The 19,149-nt window shown below is 75.2% G+C and carries 1 protein-coding gene; it reads right to left on the bottom strand.

Annotation, left to right across the window (positions count from 1 at the left end):
- Nucleotides 1-7 precede the first annotated feature (7 nt).
- Nucleotides 8-18,997, bottom strand: a complete 18,990-nt coding sequence (locus J2N69_RS34190; protein WP_230904188.1) for a non-ribosomal peptide synthetase — start codon at nt 18,995-18,997, stop codon at nt 8-10.
- Nucleotides 18,998-19,149 lie beyond the last annotated feature (152 nt).

Genomic DNA, 19,149 nt, shown 5'->3' with positions numbered 1-19,149 from the left:
CGGGTCCTCACCGTTCGTGGTTGTGGTCGTGGCCGCCGGACGCGGCGTCTTCGCTGTCGTGGTCGCCGGACGCGGCGTCTTCGCTGTCGTGGTCGCCGTACGCGGCGTCTTCGTCGTACGCGCTCTGTTCGAGTTCGCTCAGCACCTGCTCCTCCACCAGCTCCGCCAGGGCAGCGACGGTGCGGGAGACCAGCACGTCGCGGGGGGTGAGGGTGACGGCGAACGCGTCGTTGGCGCGGGAGGCGATGAGCAGGGCGCGCAGGGAGTCGCCGCCGAGCAGGAAGTAGTCGTCCTCGGCGCCGACAGTCGTCCGGAGGGCCTCCTCCCAGATGGCGGCGACCGCTTCCTCGGTGGGGGTGCGGGGCGCCACGTACGCGGCTCGTTCCCGTGCCCTCTCCCGGTCCTGCTCCTCGGCCGGTGCCGGGGCGGGCAGGGCGGCACGGTCGGTCTTGCCGTTCTCGGTGAGCGGGAAGCGGTCGAGGATCACGAACGCGGACGGCACCATGTACCCGGGCAGTGAACGCGCGGCCAGTTCCCGCAGTTCCGCCGGGACCGGCGGCTCCGCGTCGGGGGCCGTGAGCAGGTGCGCGACCAGGCGGGGCAGGCCCGGTTCGTCCTCGCGCACGGTCACCACGGCGTCCAGCACGCCCGGATGACGGACCAGGGCCGCCTCGACCTCGCCCGCCTCGATGCGGTGGCCGCGCAGCTTGAGCTGGTGGTCCGTACGCCCCTGGTAGTGCAGTTCGCCCGCGCTGTCGCGGCGCACCAGGTCGCCGGTGCGGTACATGCGGGTGCCGGGCGGCCCGAACGGGTCGGCGGTGAAGCGGGCCGCGGTCAGGCCGGGCCGGCCGAGGTAGCCACGCGCCAACGCCGGTCCGCTCAGCCACAGTTCGCCGGTGACGCCGTCGGGAACCGGCCGCAGGCGGGCGTCGAGGACGTAGGCGCCGGTGGCGGGCAGCGGGCGGCCGATGGGCGGCGCCGTGCCGTCCGCCGTCAGGGGCGCCGACCAGGTGGCGACGACGGTGGCCTCGGTGGGGCCGTAGGAGTTGACCATGCGGTGGTGCGGCGCCCAGCGGGCGACGAGTTCGGGTCCGCACGCGTCGGCGCCGACGATCAGGGTCTTCAGGTCCGGCAGGGTGCCGGGCGTGTCGGACGGCAGCGTGGCGAGCGCGGCGGGCGGAAGCAGGGTGTGCGTGATGCGCCCGGCGCGCAGTACGTCGGCGAGTTCGGCGCCGAGCAGCGGTCCGGGCCGGGGTACGACGAGCCGGGCGCCGTGCGGCAGGGACGCGCACAGCTCCAGTACGCAGGCGTCGAAGCTGGGCGTGGCGAAGGCCAGCACCCGGTCGCCCGCGCCGACTTGGTAGTGGGCGGCCTCGGCGGAGCTGAACGCAGCGAGCCCGCGGTGGGTGACGACGACACCCTTGGGCGTACCGGTGGAGCCGGAGGTGTAGATGACGTACGCCGGGTCGTCCGGGTCGAGCGGGCGGGTCCGGTCGGCGTCGGTGGGCCGGTGTCCGGGGACGCCGTCCGGCGCGGCGGCGAGCAGGTCGGCGACCTCCTGGGCGTCGAGGGTGAGGGCGGGGGCGGCGTCGCCCAGCATCAGGGCGATCCGCTCCTTCGGGTAGGCCGGGTCGACGGGCAGGAACGCGGCGCCCGCCTTCGTCACCGCCAGTTGGGCGAGGACCATGTCCGCCGAGCGGGGCAGCAGCAGCGCGACGAGGTCGCCGGGCCCGGTGCCCCGTGCGATGAGCCGGTGCGCCAGCCGGTTGGCGCGGTCCTCGGCCTCCGTGAAGGTGAGCGGCGCGGCGCCGGGGGCGAGCGCGTCGAGTACTTCGATCGCGGGGGCGGCCGGCCACCGGTCGACGGCGGCCTCGATGAGCGCGGGCAGGGTGGTGGCGGGCACCGGGCCGGTCGCGGGGCGGGCCGGGCCGCGCAGCAGCCGGTCGCGTTGCGCGGGCGGCAGGACGTCGAGGTCGTCCAGGCGGGCGGTGCCGTCCGAGGCGGCCAGCACGTCCAGGGTGTGCAGCAGCTGTCCGGCCAGCGATGCGGCGCGGGACGCGTCGAAGTACCGCGGGTCGTAGCCGAGTTCGACGGTCAGCCGGTCGCCGGGCGAGACGACCACGGTGAGCGGGTAGTTGGTGGCCTCCCGGGCGTCAAGGTCCCGCAGCGCGAGCCCTTGCGCGCCCGCGGTCGCGTCACCGACGGGGTAGTTCTCGAAGACCACCAGGCTGTCGAAGAGCGCGGTGCCCGGCGGTAGTTCGCCGAGGGCCTGTAGCGCGGTGAGGGGCAGGTGGTCGTGGCGGCGGTCCTCGGCGCGGGCCTCCTGGAAGGCGCGCAGCCAGGCGCCGCTTTCGGCGCCGCCGTCGACCTCGGTGCGGGCGGGCAGGGTGGTGATGAACAGGCCGGTGATGGTGTCGGCGCCGGGCAGATCGGCGGGCCGTCCGGAGACGGTGGTGCCGAAGCAGACCTCCCGTTCCCCGCTCCACCGGGCGAGCAGCAGCGCCCAGGCGCCCTGCACCAGGGTGTTGAGGGTGAGGCGGTGCCTGCGGGCGAACTCCTGAAGCTGCCCGGTCCGTTGGGTGTCGAGCCGCTGGGACAGCCAGGTGCCGGAGCGCGCGGTGGCGTCCGGGGCGGGCCGCCTGTCGTACGGCAGCGGGGTCGGGCCGCGCAGGCCGGCAAGGGCGGCGCGCCAGTGCTCCTCCGCCTGGCGGGTCTCGCGGGCGGCGAGCCAGGCGGCGTAATCCGCGAACGGCCTACGTTCGGGCAGGTGCGGCCGCTCGCCGCGGGTGAGGGCGGCGTGCGCGGCGGTGACGTCGGACAGGACGTGGAAGACGCTCCAGCCGTCCAGCAGGACGTGGTGGAAGGTCCACACCACGCGGACCGCGTCCGGGCCGATCCTGACCAGAGCGAGCCGCAGCAGCGGCGCGCGGTCCAGGGCGAGGCCCCGGGCCCGCTCGTCGGCGAGCAGCCGCTCCAGTTCCGCGTCGTGCCGGTCCGCCGGGAGCGCGCTCCAGTCGTGCTCGGTGACCGGCAGCGTGACGTCCCGGTGGACCACCTGGAGCGGCACGGGTACGCCGGTGAGCGCGACGGAGGTACGCAGGACGGGGGTACGGTCGACGACGTGCTGCCAGGCGGCGGCCAGGGCCCGCACGTCGTGGGCGCCGTCCGCCACGAACGTGATCTGTTCGACGTACAGGCCGTGTTCCGCCTCGTCCAGGCCGTGCATGACCATGCCGGTCTGGGTCGGCGTGAGCGGGTAGATGTCCAGCACATCCGCCACGCCCGGTCCGCCGCCCACGAGCCGGTCGACGCCCGCCTGGTCCAGCGGGGCGAGCGGGAAGTCGGCGGGGGTGCGGCCACCGGCACCGGGCTCGGCGCAGTGCCGGACGATGGCGCGCAGCTCGCCGGTCAGCTCGTCCGCCAGCCGGGTGACGGTCTCCCGGTGGTGCACCTCGCGGGAGTACGACCAGGTGAACTCCAGCCGCTCGTCCGTGACTTGGCCGAGAACATCGAGGGTGTACGGCCGCTGCGCCGTGCGGTCCATGCCACCGGACAATCCGCCGTAGGGCGTGTGCAGCAATCCGCCCGGCGTGTTGGTGCGGTCCTGTTGGCCCAGGTAGTTGAAGCAGACCGGCGGCAGGTCGGGCAGCTCGGGTCCGGCGGTGGGGTGCAGGAAGCGCAGCGCGCCGTAGCCGAGGCCGCCGTGCGGCACGGCCCGCAGGTTCTCCTTGACGGCCTTCAGCACGGTGCCGGTGTCGGCGGCCCTGGGCACGTCCAGGGCGACGGGGTACATGGCGGTGAACCAGCCGGCGGTCCGCGCGAGGTCGGTGTCCTCGAAGAGTTCCTCGCGCCCGTGTCCCTCCAGGGTCACCGCCACCCGGTCCTGCCCGGTCCAGCGGGCCAGGACCCGGCCGAGCGCGCACAGCAGGACGTCGTTGACGCGGGTGCGGTACGCGTCCGGCACCTCTTGGAGCAGCCGGCGGGTCTCCTCGGCGTCGAGGCCGACGGTCAGGCTCTCCTCGTCGGCGACGGTGTTCGCGCCGCCGGGGCGGTCGACGGGCAGCGCGGCGGCGGCATCGTCGAGGCCGCGCCAGTAAGGGAGTTCGCGGTCGAACCCGCCCGCCTCGGTGTGCTCGGCGAGCCGTCGCGCCCACGTCCGGAACGACGTGCTCTTCGGGGCGAGAGCGGGCCGCCCGCCGTCCCGCAGGGCGTCGTAGGCGGCGTCCAGGTCCTCCAGGACCAGCCGCCAGGACACGGCGTCCACGACGAGATGGTGGGCGGCGAGCAGCAGCACCGGCCGCCTGCCGCCGTCACCCGACCGGCACAGCGCGGCCCGCAGCAGCGGTCCGCCGGCCAGGTCCAAGCCGGCGCCGAGGGCCCCTGCCACCTCCTCCGGGGCCGTCCGATCGTGCACCTCCAGATGGACGTCATGGTCGCCGGGCGGGGTGCCGTACTGCCGCCACCCTCCGTCGCCGAGCCGCACAAAACGCATCCGCAGCGCGTCGTGGTGCTCCAGTACGGCGGACAGGGCGGCGCGCAGCAGCGCCTCGTCGGGCTCCGCGGCCAGCTCGAAGGAGACCGTCTGGCTGAAGTGGGCCGGGTCGCCCGTGAGGGTGTCCAGGAGCCAGTGCTGTACGGGAGTGAGCGGGGCGTCACCGGTCACCGGCCCCTGCTCGGCGGCGGCTCCGGTGGTGTCGGTCAACGGCTCGGCCACGGCGGCGAGTTCGGCGAGCGTCTGGTGGGTGAACAGGTGGCGGGGGGTGAGGGCGAGCCCGGCCCGGCGTGCGGCGGAGACGATCTGGATGCCGAGGACGGAGTCGCCGCCGAGCGTGAAGTAGTTGTCGTCCGCGCCGACTTCGGGTACGCCGAGCACCTCGCACCAGATGGCCGCGAGGGTCTGCTCGGCGCTGGTACGCGGCGGCCGGCCACCCGCGCCCGCGGTCGGCGCCGTCCACTCGGGCACGGGCAGCGCCCGGCGGTCGAGCTTGCCGGTGGCACCGAGCGGCAGCCGCTCCAGCGGGATGACGAGGGCGGGCACCAGGTGGTCCGGAAGACTGCGCGCGAGGAAGGCCCGCAGCTCACCCGTGCCGGGCAGGGCGGCCGGGTATCCGGGGTGACCGGCGGGGTCCGGCCGGTTCGCCGGGTGCGGGCGCGGGTCGGCGGCTCCCGCTTCGGCGGCGGATACAGACAGAGCCGCCGCACCACTAGCAGCCCCCGCCGTATCGGCAGACACGCTCGGCGCCACTGTGCCGTCAGCAGCCCCCACTTCGCCGATGGGCCCCGCCACGTCGGCGGTCCCGGCCGGCACCGTCCCTTCACCACCGGCCCCCGCCACACCCGCAGGCACAGACACAGCCTGCGCGTGGGGCACCACGTACCCGATCAGGCGGCGGTGATCGCCTTGTTCGACGACGCGGGCCGCCGCCTCCGCCACCGCCGGGTGGCGGGCCAGGGCCGCTTCCACCTCGCCCAGTTCGATGCGGAAGCCCCGCACCTTGACCTGGTCGTCGCCGCGGCCGAGGTAGACGAGGTCGCCCTCGGCCGTCCAGCGGACCAGGTCGCCTGTGCGGTACATACGGCTGCCGGGCGGGCCGAACGGGTCGGGCAGGAACCGGGCGGCGGTCAGGCCGGGGCGGCGCAGATAGCCGCGGGCCACACCGGTTCCGGCGAGGAACAGCTCGCCGGGCGCGCCGACCGGCACCGGCCGCATCCGCTCGTCCAGGACGTAGGCGCGGGACCCGCCGACCGGCCGGCCGATCGGCGGCTCGCGGTCGGGGTCGGCGGGGTCGCAGGTGAAGGCGGTGGCGTAGACGGTGGCCTCGGTGGGCCCGTAGATGTTGCGCACCTGGCTGCCGGCCACGGTCGCGCGGACCCGGCCAACGGTCCGGGCGGGCAGCCTCTCCCCCGCGAGGACGACGGTGTCCGCGGTGAGCCGGACGGCGTCCTCGGCGAGCAGCCGGTCCAGGGCCGAGGGCACCGCGCTGAGCAGTCCGGCCCGCCAGGGGCCCGGGCGTTCGGCGAGGGCCAGCAGGTCGCGGACGATCTCCACGCAGCCGCCGGACAGCAGCGGCGAGAAGATCTCGAACACCGACACGTCGAAGTTGAGCGAGGTGGACGCCACCACGTGCTCGAGGCCGTGCCCGGTGAACTCGGCCGCCGCCCAGTCGGTCAGGGCGCGCACCGACGCGTGGCTGACGACCACTCCCTTGGGGCGGCCCGTCGAACCGGAGGTGTGGATGACGTAGGCCGGGTGGGCGGGCAGCAGGGTCGCGTGGCGTTCGGTGTCGCCGACGGGGGTGTCCGGCAGGTCGGTGCCGGGTTCCTCGTCGAGGAAGATCCGGGTGTACGTGCCCTCGGGCAGCCGGCCGGCGGTCTCGGCGGCCGTGATCACGGCGTCCGGGCGTACGTCCTCGAAGAGGAACGCGACGCGCTCGGCGGGGTACTGCGGGTCGACCGGCAGGTACCCGGCGCCGCTCTTCAGCACCGCCAGGAGCGCCACGACCAGGTCGGCGGTGCGCGGCAGGCAGAGGGCGACGAACCGCTCGGGTCCGGCGCCGGCGGCGATGAGCAGCCGGGCCAGCCTGCTGGAGCGGGCGTCGAGTTCGCGGTAGCTGAGGCAGGCGCCGGCGTGGCGGACGGCCGGGGCGTCGGGGGTGCGCTCGGCCTGCCGTCGGAACGCCTCGGGCAGGGTGTCGTACGGGGCCTCGGCCACCCGTCCACCGAACCGGGCGACCAGCTCGCGTCCCTCGGCCGGGTCGAGCAGCGCCAGGTCGGCCAGGCGGCGGTCCGGCGCGTCGGCCATACCGGTCAGCAGGGCGCGCAGGCTCTCGCCGAGCGCCTCCACCGTGCCGGTGTCGAAGGCGGCCGGGTCGTAGTCCAGGTTCACGGCCAGGGTCTCGCCGGGCGCGACGACCACGCTGAGCGGGTAGTTCGTCGGTTCGAGGTCCCGCTCGGCCTCCATCGCCAGGCCGTGCCGGGCCATGGCTCCTTCGTCGAAGGGGTAGTTCTCGAAGACCACGATGGAGTCGAACAAGCTGGTGCCGCCGGGCACATCGCTCCACGACTGCACCTGCGCCAGCGAGACGAAGTCATGGCGCCTGGCCTCGGCCTGGGCGTCCTGCAGTGCGCGCAGCCAGTCCAGCAGGGCGCACCGCCCGTCGACACGGGCCCGGGTGGGCAGGGTGTTGATGAACAGGCCGACCATCGAGGTGACGCCGGGCATGTCGGCGGGCCGGCCGGAGACGGTCGTGCCGAACACCACGTCATCGCCGCCGCCGTAGCGGGACAGCAGCAGCGCCCACGCGCCCTGGACGACCGTGTTGAGGGTCAGTCCGGCTTGCTGGGCGGTCTCGCGGAGCCGTGCCGAGACATCGGCGCCGAGGGCCATCCGTACGGTCCCGGAGGAGGAGGCGCGGTGGGCTTCGGCGGGCCGCCGGTCGCGGGGCAGTTCGGTGGGGGCCTGGAAGCCCGCGAGGGTGGTGCGCCAGTACTGTTCGGCGCGGTCGGTGTCCTGCCCGGACAGCCAGCGCAGATAGTCGCCGAAGGGCCGCCGGTCCGGCAGTCGCGGGAGGTGTCCCGCGGTCAGGGCGGCGTACCGCTCGCACACCTCTTCGAAGACCTGGGCGGCGCTCCAGCCGTCGAGCAGGACGTGGTGGAAGGTCCACACCAGCCGGACCCGGTCCGCCGACAGCCGGATCACAATGAGCCGCATCAGGGGCGCGGCACCCAGATCGATGCCCGTCTCGCGGTCCTCGGCGAGCAGGCGGTCCAGCTCGCGTGCGCCGCGCTCGGCGGACCAGCCGGTCCAGTCGTGGTGGGTGACGGGCACGGTGGCCCGGTCCCGTACGACCTGGAGGGGCTCCGCGGTCTCCTGCCACACCAGGTGGGTGCGCAGCACCGGATTGGCGTCGGCGGTGTGCTGCCACGCCTCCCCGAGCGCCTGCGGATCGGTGACGCCGGACAGCACGAACTGCACCTGGTTGACGTACGTTCGGCTGTCGGCGTCGAGCAGGCTGTGGAAGAGCATCCCGGATTGCATCGGTGTCAGCGGATAGATGTCCGCGACGTCCCGGCCGTTCCCGGCGATCCGGTCCACGGCGGCCTGGTCGAGGCGGGCCAGCGGGAAGTCCGAGGGGGTACGGCCGCCGGCGTCCGGCAGGGCGCAGTGCGCGACGATGTCGCCGAGCGCCCGCAGCATGCCTTCCGCCAGCGCGGTGACGGTCTCCTCGCGGTGCCGTCCGGCGCTGTAGTACCAGGTGATCTCCAGCCGGTCGTCCTCGACCCGGGCCACGACGTCCATCAGGTGCGGCCGTTCGGTCTCCGGTGCCTCGGCTCCGCCCAGGCCGCCGGGCACCCCGGCGACCAGGGTGCCCGCGTCGGCGGACCAGTCGAAGCGGCCCAGGTAGTTGAAGCTGATGCCGGGTTCGGGTGTGCCGGTGAGCCGTTCCTCGCGGGCGAGGTGGCGCAGCACGCCGTAGCCGAGTCCGCGGTCGGGCACGGCCCGCAGCTGCTCCTTCACGGACTTCAGCGCGGTGCCCCAGGAGCCCGAAGGGACGGACAGCGCGAGGGGGTGGAGGGAGGTGAACCAGCCGACCGTGCGGGACAGGTCGATGTCCTCGAACAGCTGGTCCTCGCGGCCGTGCCCCTCCAGGCCGACGGCGACGGTGCCGCGGCCGGTCCAGTCGCCGAGGACCCGGCCCAGCGCGGTGAGCAGCACGTCGTCGACGCGGGTGCGGTAGACACCGGGGACGCGGCGCAACAGGCCGTCGGTCCGTTCGGGGTCGAGGCGGACGGTGACCTCGCGGACGTCGGCGGTGGTGTTGCCGCCGTCGAGGTCCACGGGCAGCGGGTCGGCGCAGGCCCGGGCGGTGCGCTCCCAGTGGCCGAGTTGCGCGGCGAAGCGGTCGTCTTGGCGCAGCCGGTCGCCCCACTCCCGTACGGAGGTGGTGCGGCCGGGCAGCCGTACGGGTGCGCCGGACGCGGCCTGCCGGTAGGCGGTCTCCAGGTCCTCCAGCAGGATGCGCCAGGAGACGCCGTCGACGATCAGGTGGTGGGCGACCAGGAGCAGCCGGGCGCTGTCGGCGGCGAACAGCCGGGCGGTGAACAACGGACCGGTGTCGAGGCCGAGTCCGCTGTGCGCTTCCGCGGTGACGCGTTCCTCGTCCGCCGGGTCGTGCACGTGGAGAAGCTCGGGTATCGGTCCGTCGGCAGCGGCGATGTCCTGCCGCCAGGCGCCCTCGCCGTCGAGGCGGAATCGGGCGCGCAGGGCGTCGTGGTGTGTCCACAGGGCGGTGAGGGCGGCGCGCAGGGCGTCCTGGTCGACGGCGCCTGCCGTCTCGATGACGACGGACTGGTTGAAGAAGTCGGGGCGCGCGGGCCGCGGGTCGAGGAACCAGTGCTGGATCGGCAGGAGGTCCACCGCTCCGGTGACGGGTCCGGTGCCCGCGACGGCGGGCGCGACGCCCTCGGTGGCGGCGGCCAGTTCGGCCACGGTGGGATGCCGGAAGAGGTCGCGGGGGCTGAGGGCGAGTCCCGCGGCGCGGGCCCGGGAGACCACCTGGATGCTGAGGATGGAGTCGCCGCCCAGCATGAAGAAGTTGTCGTCCACGCCGACCCGTGCCACACCGAGCAGCTCGGTCCAGATCCCGGTGAGGACGCGCTCCGCCTCGGTGCGCGGGGCGCGGTGCGTCTGTGCACCGCCCGCCGCCCAGTCGGGTGCGGGCAGCCGCCGCCGGTCGACCTTTCCGTTGGCCGTCAGGGGCAGTTCGGGCACGGTGACGAACGCGGCGGGCAGCATGTAGTCGGGCAGTCCCGCCGCCAGGTGGGCGCGCAGCGCGGTGGCGACGGGCACCTCGGCGGCGCCGGCCGGCACGAGGTGGGCGGCGAGCCGCTTGCGCCCGCCGTCCTCGTACAGGGATACGACGGCCTCGGCGACGGCCGGGTGCGCGGTGAGCCGCGCCTCGATCTCGGCGGGTTCGACGCGGAAGCCGCGGATCTTGATCTGGTCGTCCGCGCGGCCGACGAAGTGCAGCTCGCCGTCGGCGCTCCAGCGCACGATGTCGCCGGTGCGGTACATGCGGGTGCCGGGCGGCCCGTAGGGGTCGGCGAGGTAGCGGGCGGCGGTCGCGCCGGGCCGACCCGCGTAGCCCCGGGCCAGGCCGGCGCCGGCGATGTACAGCTCGCCGGGGATGCCCGGCGGCTGCGGCTCAAGGGCGCCGTCCAGGACGTATACGCGGGTGTTGTCGAGCGGGCGTCCGATGGGCAGTACCGCGGGCAGCGGGTCGCCGGAGCGGAAGACGCGGCGGGTGGCGAAGGTGGTGGTCTCGGTGGGGCCGTAGCCGTCGACGACGGTCAGGCCGGGGCAGGCGTCGAGGACGCGGCGCACCACCGCGCCGGGCACGGCCTCGCCGCCCGTCCACACCTCGCGGGCACCGCGCAGGCAGCCGGGGTCCTCCTGGGCGAGCAGGCGGAACAGGCCCGCGGTCAGCCACAGGCAGCTCACCCGCCGCTCGGTGACGGCGTGCCGGACCTGGGCGGCGTCCAGGTCGGCGGGCGGGGCGAGGACGGCCGTACCGCCGCGCAGCAGCGGCACCCACACCTCGTACGTAGAGGCGTCGAAGGCGTGCGGCGAGTGCACGAGGACGCGGTCGTGCCCGGCGAAGGCCCGGTCGAGGGCGAGTGCGGCGACGTCCCGCTGGCGCACGGCGACACCCTTGGGCGTGCCGGTGGAGCCCGAGGTGAACATGAGGTACTGGATGTTGTCGGGGTGTACGGCATGGTGGGGCAACGGCCCGGTGGGCGGCTCGAAGGCGCCGTCGGCGCGCAGGACGCCGTCGCCCGGCAGCACCTCGCGGGCCGTCGTCTCCCACGCGGCGTCGGTGAGCAGCAGGTCGGCCCCGGCCTCGGCAAGCGTCCGGCGCAGCCGTTCGGCCGGTGCCCTGCCGTCCAGCGGCACGAACACGCCACCGGTGCGCACGAGCGCCAGCTGGGTGACGATGAGGTCGACGGAGCGGTCCATGAGGACGCCGACCGGGAGTTCCGGGCCTACCCCGGCCCCCGCCAGGCGTGCCGCCAACGCGGCCGCGCGGTCGTCGAGTTCACGGTAGGTGAGGCACTCCTCCCCCGCTTCCAGGGCCACGGCGTCGGGCGTACGGCGCACCTGGGCGGCGAAGAGGTCGGCGACCGTGCTGTCGGGCAGGTCGGTGGCGGTGTCGTTCCAGGTCTCCAGGACCTGCTGACGGCGGTCCGGGCCGAGCAGCGGCAGCCGGGCGGGCGGGCGCGGTGAGCCGGCGGGCATGCCGGTGAGCAGGACGGTGAGGTACTCGGCCATGCGCCCCGCGGTGTCGGCGTCGAACAGCTCGGGGTCGTAGCCGAGGCGCAGGCCCAGTTCCGTGCCCGGGTAAGCGGTCAGGCTCAGCGGGTAGTTGGTGGTCTCGACGCCTTCCAGGCCGCTCAGGCGCAGGCCGTGGGCGGCGGCGAGGTCGTCGTCCACCGGGTAGTTCTCGAAGACGACGATGCTGTCGAAGAGACCGACGCGCTCGGGGAGTTCGGTGAACGTCTTCAGCCGGGTGAGCGGCAGGTGGTCGAAGCGCCGGTCCTCGCTCTGGTCGTGCTGGAGCGCGCGCAGCCAGTCGAGCAGGGTGCCGTCGCCGGGGACGGTGACCCGGGTGGGCAGGGTGGTGATGAACAGGCCGGTCATGGCCTCGGCGCCGGGCATCTCGGCCGGACGGCCGGAGACGGTGGTGCCGAACACCACCTCGTCGCGGCCCGCCTGCCGGGCGAGCAGCAGCGCCCAGGCGCCCTGGACCAGGGTGTTCAGGGTGAGGCCCGAGGTGCGGGCCAGCTCCTCCAGCTCCCGGGTGGCAGGCGCGGGCACGGTGCCGTGGACGGCGTGTGTGGACTCGGCGCGGTGGGCCTCGCGCGGCTCGCGGTCGTACGGCAGCGGCGTGGCCTCGGCCAGGCCGGACAGCTGGCGCCGCCAGTGCCGTTCGGCCGCGTCCTGGTCCCGCCCCCGCAGCCAGGACACGTATTTCCGGTAGGACGGGCGGTGCGGGAGGGCGGCGGCGTCGGGTCCGGCATGGTGGGCGAAGACGTCCGAGAGGACCTGGAACATGCTCCAGCCGTCGAGGAGCAGGTGGTGGAAGGACCACACCACGCGTACGGCGGTGTCGGAGACGCGGGCGAGCAGGAGGCGTTGGAGCGGGGCCCGCCCGAGGTCGATGCCGTCGGCGCGGTCCCGGACCAGCAGGTCGTCGAGGCGGGCACGGCGCTCGTCCTCCGTCAGGTCGCGCCAGTCGAGGCGGGTGACGGGCACGGCCGCGTGGCGCTCCACCACGAGGAGCGGTTCGGGGACGTCCTGCCAGAGGACCCGGCCGCGCAGCACCTCGGTGCGGTCGGTGACGTGCTGCCAGGCCGCGGCGAGGGCCGCCGGGTCGGGCACGCCGTCCAGGACGAACGTCAGCTGCTGGACGTAGACGCCGCTGTCGTCCTGGGACAGGCCGTGGAAGAGCATGCCCGCCTGGGTGGGCGTGAGCGGCAGGACGTCGGCCACGGCGGCCGGGTCGGTGCCGGTGATCCGGTCCACGGCGGCCTGGTCGAGCCGGGCCAGCGGGAAGTCGGACGGGGTGCGGCCCGCGGCGCCGGGCCGGGCGGCGTGCCGGGCCAGGTCGGTGAGCGCGTCGCCGTAGCGCCCGGCGAGATCCGCGACCGCGTCCTCACGGCCGGGCAGATCGGCGTAGAACCAGGTGAACTCCAGCTCGTCGCCCACGAGTTGGCTGACGACCTCCAGGACGTGCGGGCGCTCGGCCGCCGGGTCGGCGTCCAGTTCCAGCGGGCGTACGGTGCCCCGGTAGAGGCCGTCGGAGTCCTCCGCGGTGTCCATGCGGCCCAGGTAGTTGAAGCTGATCTGCGCGGCCGCGGTGCGCGGGGCCGCCCCGGGACCGGCCAGCCGGAGCAGCGCGTCATGGCTGAGGCCGTTGCGGGGCACGGCGCGCAGCTGCTCCTTGACCTGCTTCAGTACGGTGTCCCAGCCGGCGCCCTCGGGGACGGCGAGCGCGACGGGGTACCGAGTCGTGAACCAGCCGACCGTGCGGCTGATGTCCAGGTCGCCGAAGAGTTCCTCGCGGCCGTGTCCCTCGACGTCGACCACCACCCGCTCCCGGCCGCTCCAGCCGCACAGGGCCCGGCCGAGCGCGCCGAGCAGGACGTCGTTGGCCTGGGTGCGGTAGGTGTCGGGCAGGGTGCGCAGCAGGGCGGCGGTCGCCTCGGCGCCGAGGCGTACGGTGAGCGACCTCTGTTCGGCGTAGGTGCCGGGGCCGCCGCCCGTCAGTTCGGCGGGCAGGGCGGGCGCGTCGGCGGGGACCGCCTCGGCCCAGTACGCGCGCTCGTCGTCGAAGCCGCCGTCCGCCGCGTGGGCGCTCAGCCTGCGGGCCCACTGCCGTAGCGGCGAGGACTTGGCGGGCAGTGCGGCCGCGCCGTCCTCGCCCGCGCGCCGGGCCCGGTACGCGCGGTCCAGGTCTTCGAGCAGCAGCCGCCAGGAGACTCCGTCGACCACCAGGTGGTGCACGGCGAGGTGCAGGACGGCAGGCGCCTCGGTACCGGTGTCGTGCAGCACGGCCCGCAGCACCGGTCCCCCGGCGAGGTCGAACGGGCCGAAGTGCGGGGTGTCCGTCTCCGGGCCGGTATGGCGGGCCAGTCGGAGACGGGGTGCCCGTTCGTCGATGTGCCAGCCCCCCGAGTCGCCGCCTGTGAAGCGGGAGCGCAGGGCGTCGTGGTGGGCGACGAGGTCGTTCAGCGCGTCCTCCAGCGCCGCCGGGTCCAGGTCGGCGGGCATGCGCAGGGACAGCGCCTGGGAGAAGCGGCCGGCGCGTGCGCCGACGGCGTCGAACAGCCAGTGCTGGATGGGGGTCAGGGGGGCCGTGCCGGTGGGCGCCTCCGGTGCGGGCGCGGCTTCGCGCGGCCCGGCCGCCGCGTCCACGCAGTGCGCGAGGGCGGCCACGGTCTGGTGCTGGTAGAGGTCCCGTGAGGTGAGCGGCAGGCCCTCCTGCCGGGCGCGGGCCACCACCTGGATGCTGAGGATCGAGTCGCCGCCGAGTTCGAAGAAGTTGTCGTCGACGCCGACGCGCTGCTCCCGCAGCACCTCCGCCCAGATCCGGGCGAGGGCGCGCTCGGTGGGCGTGCGGGGCGCGACGTGGCGTACCGCGCGCACGGCGGGGCCCGGGTCGGGGAGCCCGGCCCGGTCGAGCTTGCCGTTGGGGTTGAGCGGCAGGGCGTCCAGGACCACGACGGTCGCCGGGACCATGTAGTCCGGCAGCGTACGGCCGAGGTCCCGGCGCACCGCCTCGGCTTCGGTGTGCTGACCGGCGGCCGGGACGACGTAGCCGACCAGGCGCCGGTTGCCGTCGCCGTCGGTGGCGGCGACGGCCGCCGCCTCGGCCACGCCCGCGCAGCCGCGCAGCGCCTCCTCCACCTCGCCGAGTTCGATGCGGAAGCCGCGCACCTTGACCTGCTGGTCCGTGCGGCCCACGTATTCGAGTCCGCCGTCGGGCCGTCGGCGCACCAGGTCGCCGGTGCGGTACATGCGCTCTCCCGGCGCGCCGAACGGGTCGGCGAGGAACCGGGCGGCGGTCAGCCCGGGCCGGTTCAGGTAGCCGCGGGCCAGGCCGCCGCCCCCGAGGTACAGCTCACCGGGGACGCCGACGGGCTGCGGCCGCAGGGAGGTGTCCAGTACGTAGGTCCGGGTGAGCGCCACCGGGTCGCCGATGGGCGGGGCCTGATCCGGCAGGCGGTCGCCGGCGAACCAGGCGGTGGCGTACACCGTGGCCTCGGTGGGGCCGTAGATGTTGGCGATCCGGCAGCCGGGCATGGCGGCCCGCAGGTCGTGCGCGGTCTGCGCGGGCAGGGCCTCGCCGGCCAGGACGACGGTGTCGGCGGTCAGGGGTGCCGTGCCGCCCGCGACGAGCCGGGAGACGACGGACGGCACGCCGCTGAGCAGGGTGGCGCGCCGGGGCCCGGAGCCGTCGGCGAGGGCCGGCAGGTCGGCGACCACCTCGACGGTGCCGCCGGCCACCAGCGGGCAGATCAGTTCGAACACCGAGACGTCGAAGTTGAGGGAGGTGGAGGCGATCACATGTGCGAGCCCCGTGGGCCCGAACCGCTCCCCCGCCCACGCGGCGAGCGCGGCGGCACTGCGGTGGCTGACCACCACGCCCTTGGGGCGGCCCGTGGAACCCGAGGTGTAGATGACGTACGCGGGATGGTCCGGCAGCAGCGGCCGGAGCCGGTCGGCGTCGGTCAGCGCGGAGTCACCCAGCCCGGCGTCCGACGCCGTGCACTCCTCCAGGAGCAGCGGTACGCACTCCGGGGGCAGCGCGGCGGCGGTCTCCCGGGTGGCGAGGACGAGGGCGGGCCGGGCGTCGTCGAGCATGAAGCGGACGCGCTCGGCGGGATAGGCCGGGTCGACCGGGAGGTAGCCCGCCCCCGAGGCGAGCACCGCCCACAGCACGGGCACCAGGTCGGCGGTGCGCGGCAGGCAGAGCGCGACCAGCGTCTCGGGTCCGGCACCGCGCTCGACGAGCAGCCGGGCCAGCCGGGACGCGCACCGGGCGACTTCGGCGTAGTCCAGGTGGTCCGGGCCGCAGACGACGGCGGTACGGTCCGGGGTCCTGGCCGCCTGGGCGTGGAGCAGCGCGGGCAGCGTGCCGTACGCGTTCTCCCGGGTCGCGCGGGCGGGCGGGTTCCAGCGGTCCACCAGCGTGCGCTGCTCCTCGGCCGCGAGCATGGGCAGTTCGGCCAGCCTGCGGCCGGGGCCGTCCGCCATGCCTTCGAGGAGCCGGTGCAGGTGCGCGGTCATCCGGGCGACGGTCGCCGCGTCGAACAGGTCCTTGTTGAACTCCGCGGTCAGCACGCAGCCGCCGTCCGCGTCCGGCGTGAACTCCAGGACCAGGTCGAAGCGGGCGGCGGGGCGGGGCAGCGGATGGTCGGTGACGCGCAGCCCACCGGCGAGCGGTGGGGCGTCCGGGGCGGTCTGCTGCACGACGAGCACCTGCGCGAGCGGGGTGCGGCTCGGGTCGCGGGGCGGGGCCAGCTCCTCCACCACCCGGTCGAACGGGACCCCGTCGTGGGCGAAGGCGTCCAGCACCGTCGTCCGCATCGTCTCCACGAACCGGTCCACTGTCGCCCGTTCGTCCACTTCGCCGCGGAGCACCACGGTGTTGGCGAAGAACCCCGGCACGTCCTCCAGGTCCCGGCGCCCGCGCCCGTTGGTGACGGTGCCGAACACGACGTCGCGCTGACCCGAGTAGCGGGAGAACAGCAGCGCGGCGGCGCCCGCGAACAGGGTGAACACCGTGGTGCCGCGCCCCGCGGCCAGTTGCCGCAGCCGGGACGTCAACTCCGCGGGCAGTACGTGCCGGTGGGCGGCGCCGCCGGTGGTGCGGACGGCGGGACGCGGGCGGTCCGTGGGCAGCTCCAGGTGCGGCAGGCCCGCCAAGTGCCGTCTCCAGTAGGCCAGATCGGCGGCGTCCGCGTCACCGGCCCGCTGCCGGCGCTCCCAGACCGCGAAGTCCGGGTACTGCACGGCGGGTGGGTTCAGTCCGTCCGGCTCACCGGTGGTCTCCGCGTGGTAGAGGGCGGCGAGTTCACGGGTGAGGATGCCGACCGACCAGCCGTCGGTGACGATGTGGTGCTGGGCCAGGAGCAGCAGGTGGTCGTCGGCGGCGAGCCGGACGAGCAGCGCCCGGGTGAGCGGTCCGGCCGCCAGGTCGAAGGGCCGCCCCAGTTCCTCGGCGAGCAGCTCCTCGGCGGCCTCGGCGCGGCGCGGTTCGGGCACGCCGGTGAGATCGGCCGCCCGCAGCGGTACGTCCGGCTCCGGCACGACCCGCTGGACGCCCTGCCCGTCGACCGTGGGGAACGTGGTCCGCAGGGAGTCGTGCCGGACCGCGAGACGCAGCAGGGAGCGGTGCAGCGCGTCCGCGTCCAGGGCGCCGCGCAGCCTGAGGGAGACACCGGTGTTGTACTCGGTGCCGCCTTCGGTGAGGTCGTCCAGGTACCACAGCCGCCGCTGCGCGCTGGACAGCGGCAGTGCGCCGTCGCGGGGGGCCGGGGGGATCGGCTCCGACGGCGCGGCGGCCGACGGGTCGGCGAGCAGGGGCGCGAGCGCGGCGACGGTCCGCGCGCCGAACACGTCCCGCACGCTCAGCCGGACGCCCAGGTCGTCCCGGACGCGGGCGAGCACACGGGCGGCGAGGATCGACTCGCCGCCCAGGTCGAAGAAGTCGTCGGTGATGCCGACCGCGTCGACGCCCAGCACATCCGCCCAGATCCCGGCGAGGGCCCGCTCCTGGGGCGAGCGCGGCGCCACATGGCCGGCCGCAGCCGACCGTTCCGGCGCGGGCAGGGCCCGCCGGTCGATCTTGTGCTGCGGGGTGAGCGGCATCCGGTCGAGGACCACGATGGCGGACGGCACCATGTGTCCGGGCAGCACGGCCGCGATGGCGGCGCGCAGGGCGGCGGGGTCGAGAGCGCGCGGGGCGGAGACGGCCGCCGCGACAGCGGGGTCGGTGGGATCGGTCGTGTCGGCGTGGCCGGTGGGTGCTGTCCGGGTGGCTTCGGTGACGTAGGCGATGAGGCGTCGGTGGCCCGGCACATCCTCGCGCACCACGACCACGGCCTCGCCGACGGTACCGGCGCCCGCCCGGCGCAACGCCGCCTCGATCTCGCCCGGCTCGATCCGGAAGCCGCGGACCTTCACCTGCCGGTCCAGCCGCCCCAGGAACTCCAGCTCTCCTTCGGCGGTCCACCGCGCCCGGTCGCCGGTGCGGTACAGACGTGCTCCCGGCGCCCCGAAGGGGTCGGCGACGAAGCGCGCCGCCGTCAGGCCGGGGCGGCCGAGGTAGCCGCGGGCCACCGCGTCCCCGCCCACGTACAACTCGCCGTCGGTGCCGGGCGGTGCGGGTCGCATCGCCGCGTCCAGGACGTACACCCGGGTGTGCGGCAGCGCACCGCCGATGGTCGGCGTGCCGCTGCCCGCGGTGAGCGGCCCGGTCCACGTGGCGACGATGGTGGTCTCGGTCGGACCGTAGGAGTTGATCATCCGGCGGCCGGGTGCCCAGCGGTCCACGAGCCCGGCCGGGCAGGCCTCGGCGCCCACGATCAGCGTGCGCAGCCCGCGGGCGGTGCCCTGCGCGGGGTCCGGCAGAGAGGTCAACGCGGCGGGCGGGATGAGGGCGTGGGTGATGCGGTGCTCGTCCAGTACGGCCGCGAGTTCGTCGCCCAGCCAGGGCCCGTGCGGCGGCACGACGAGCGTGGCACCCGACAGGACGGAGATGAACAGCTCCAGGACGGAGGCGTCGAAGCTCGGCGACGAGAACTGGAGCACCCGGTCGCCGGGGCCCACCGCGTACCGTTCGGCGGCGGCCGCAGTGAAGCCGCCGATGCCGCGGTGGGTCACCGTCACGCCCTTGGGGGTGCCGGTGGAACCGGAGGTGTAGATGACGTAGGCGGCGTGGTCGGCGTCGAGGTCGACGCCCGGGCCGTCCACGGGCCCTGCCGGGCCGTCGGTCTCCAGCAGTTCGCCCACCCGGCGCGGATCGTCCAGGGTGAGCGCGGGCGCGGCGTCGGCGAGCATCAGCGCTCGGCGCTCGGCGGGGTAGGCGGGGTCCACGGGCAGGAAGGCGGCGCCCGCCCGGGCGACGGCCAGCTCCGCCGCGATCAGCTCCATGGAGCGCGGCAGGACGAGGGCCACCACCCGGTCCGGCCCCGCTCCCCTGCCTATCAGGTGCGCGGCCAACCGGTCGGTACGGTCGGCCAGTTGACGGTAGGTCCAGGTCCGCCGGCCGTCGGTGAGGGCCGGTGCGTCCGGGGTCCGTGTCACCCAGGCGGTGAACAGCTCGCCGAGCGTCGGATGCGCCGGAGCCCCCTGGCCCTTCGGCGCGTCGGCGGTGGGGCCGCCCTGCGGCAGGGAGGACGCCGGTGCGGGCTTGTCGTGCAGGTCCGTCATGGGTGAAGTCCTTCTGGAGAGCGGGGCGATGCGGCGCGGGCCACGCGGGTGACCCCGACCTCGCCTCGTGGGCGGCGCAGGATCTGACGTGACACACCGGGTGTGCGCGGTGGTACGGGGCGGTGACCTCGCGGGAGCGAGCGGACGGGATA

Origin of the sequence: Streptomyces huasconensis, assembly GCF_021028635.1 — a bacterium.
GTDB classification, from domain to species: Bacteria; Actinomycetota; Actinomycetes; order Streptomycetales; family Streptomycetaceae; genus Streptomyces; species Streptomyces huasconensis.
This window is presented reverse-complemented; position numbering and strand designations above follow the sequence as displayed.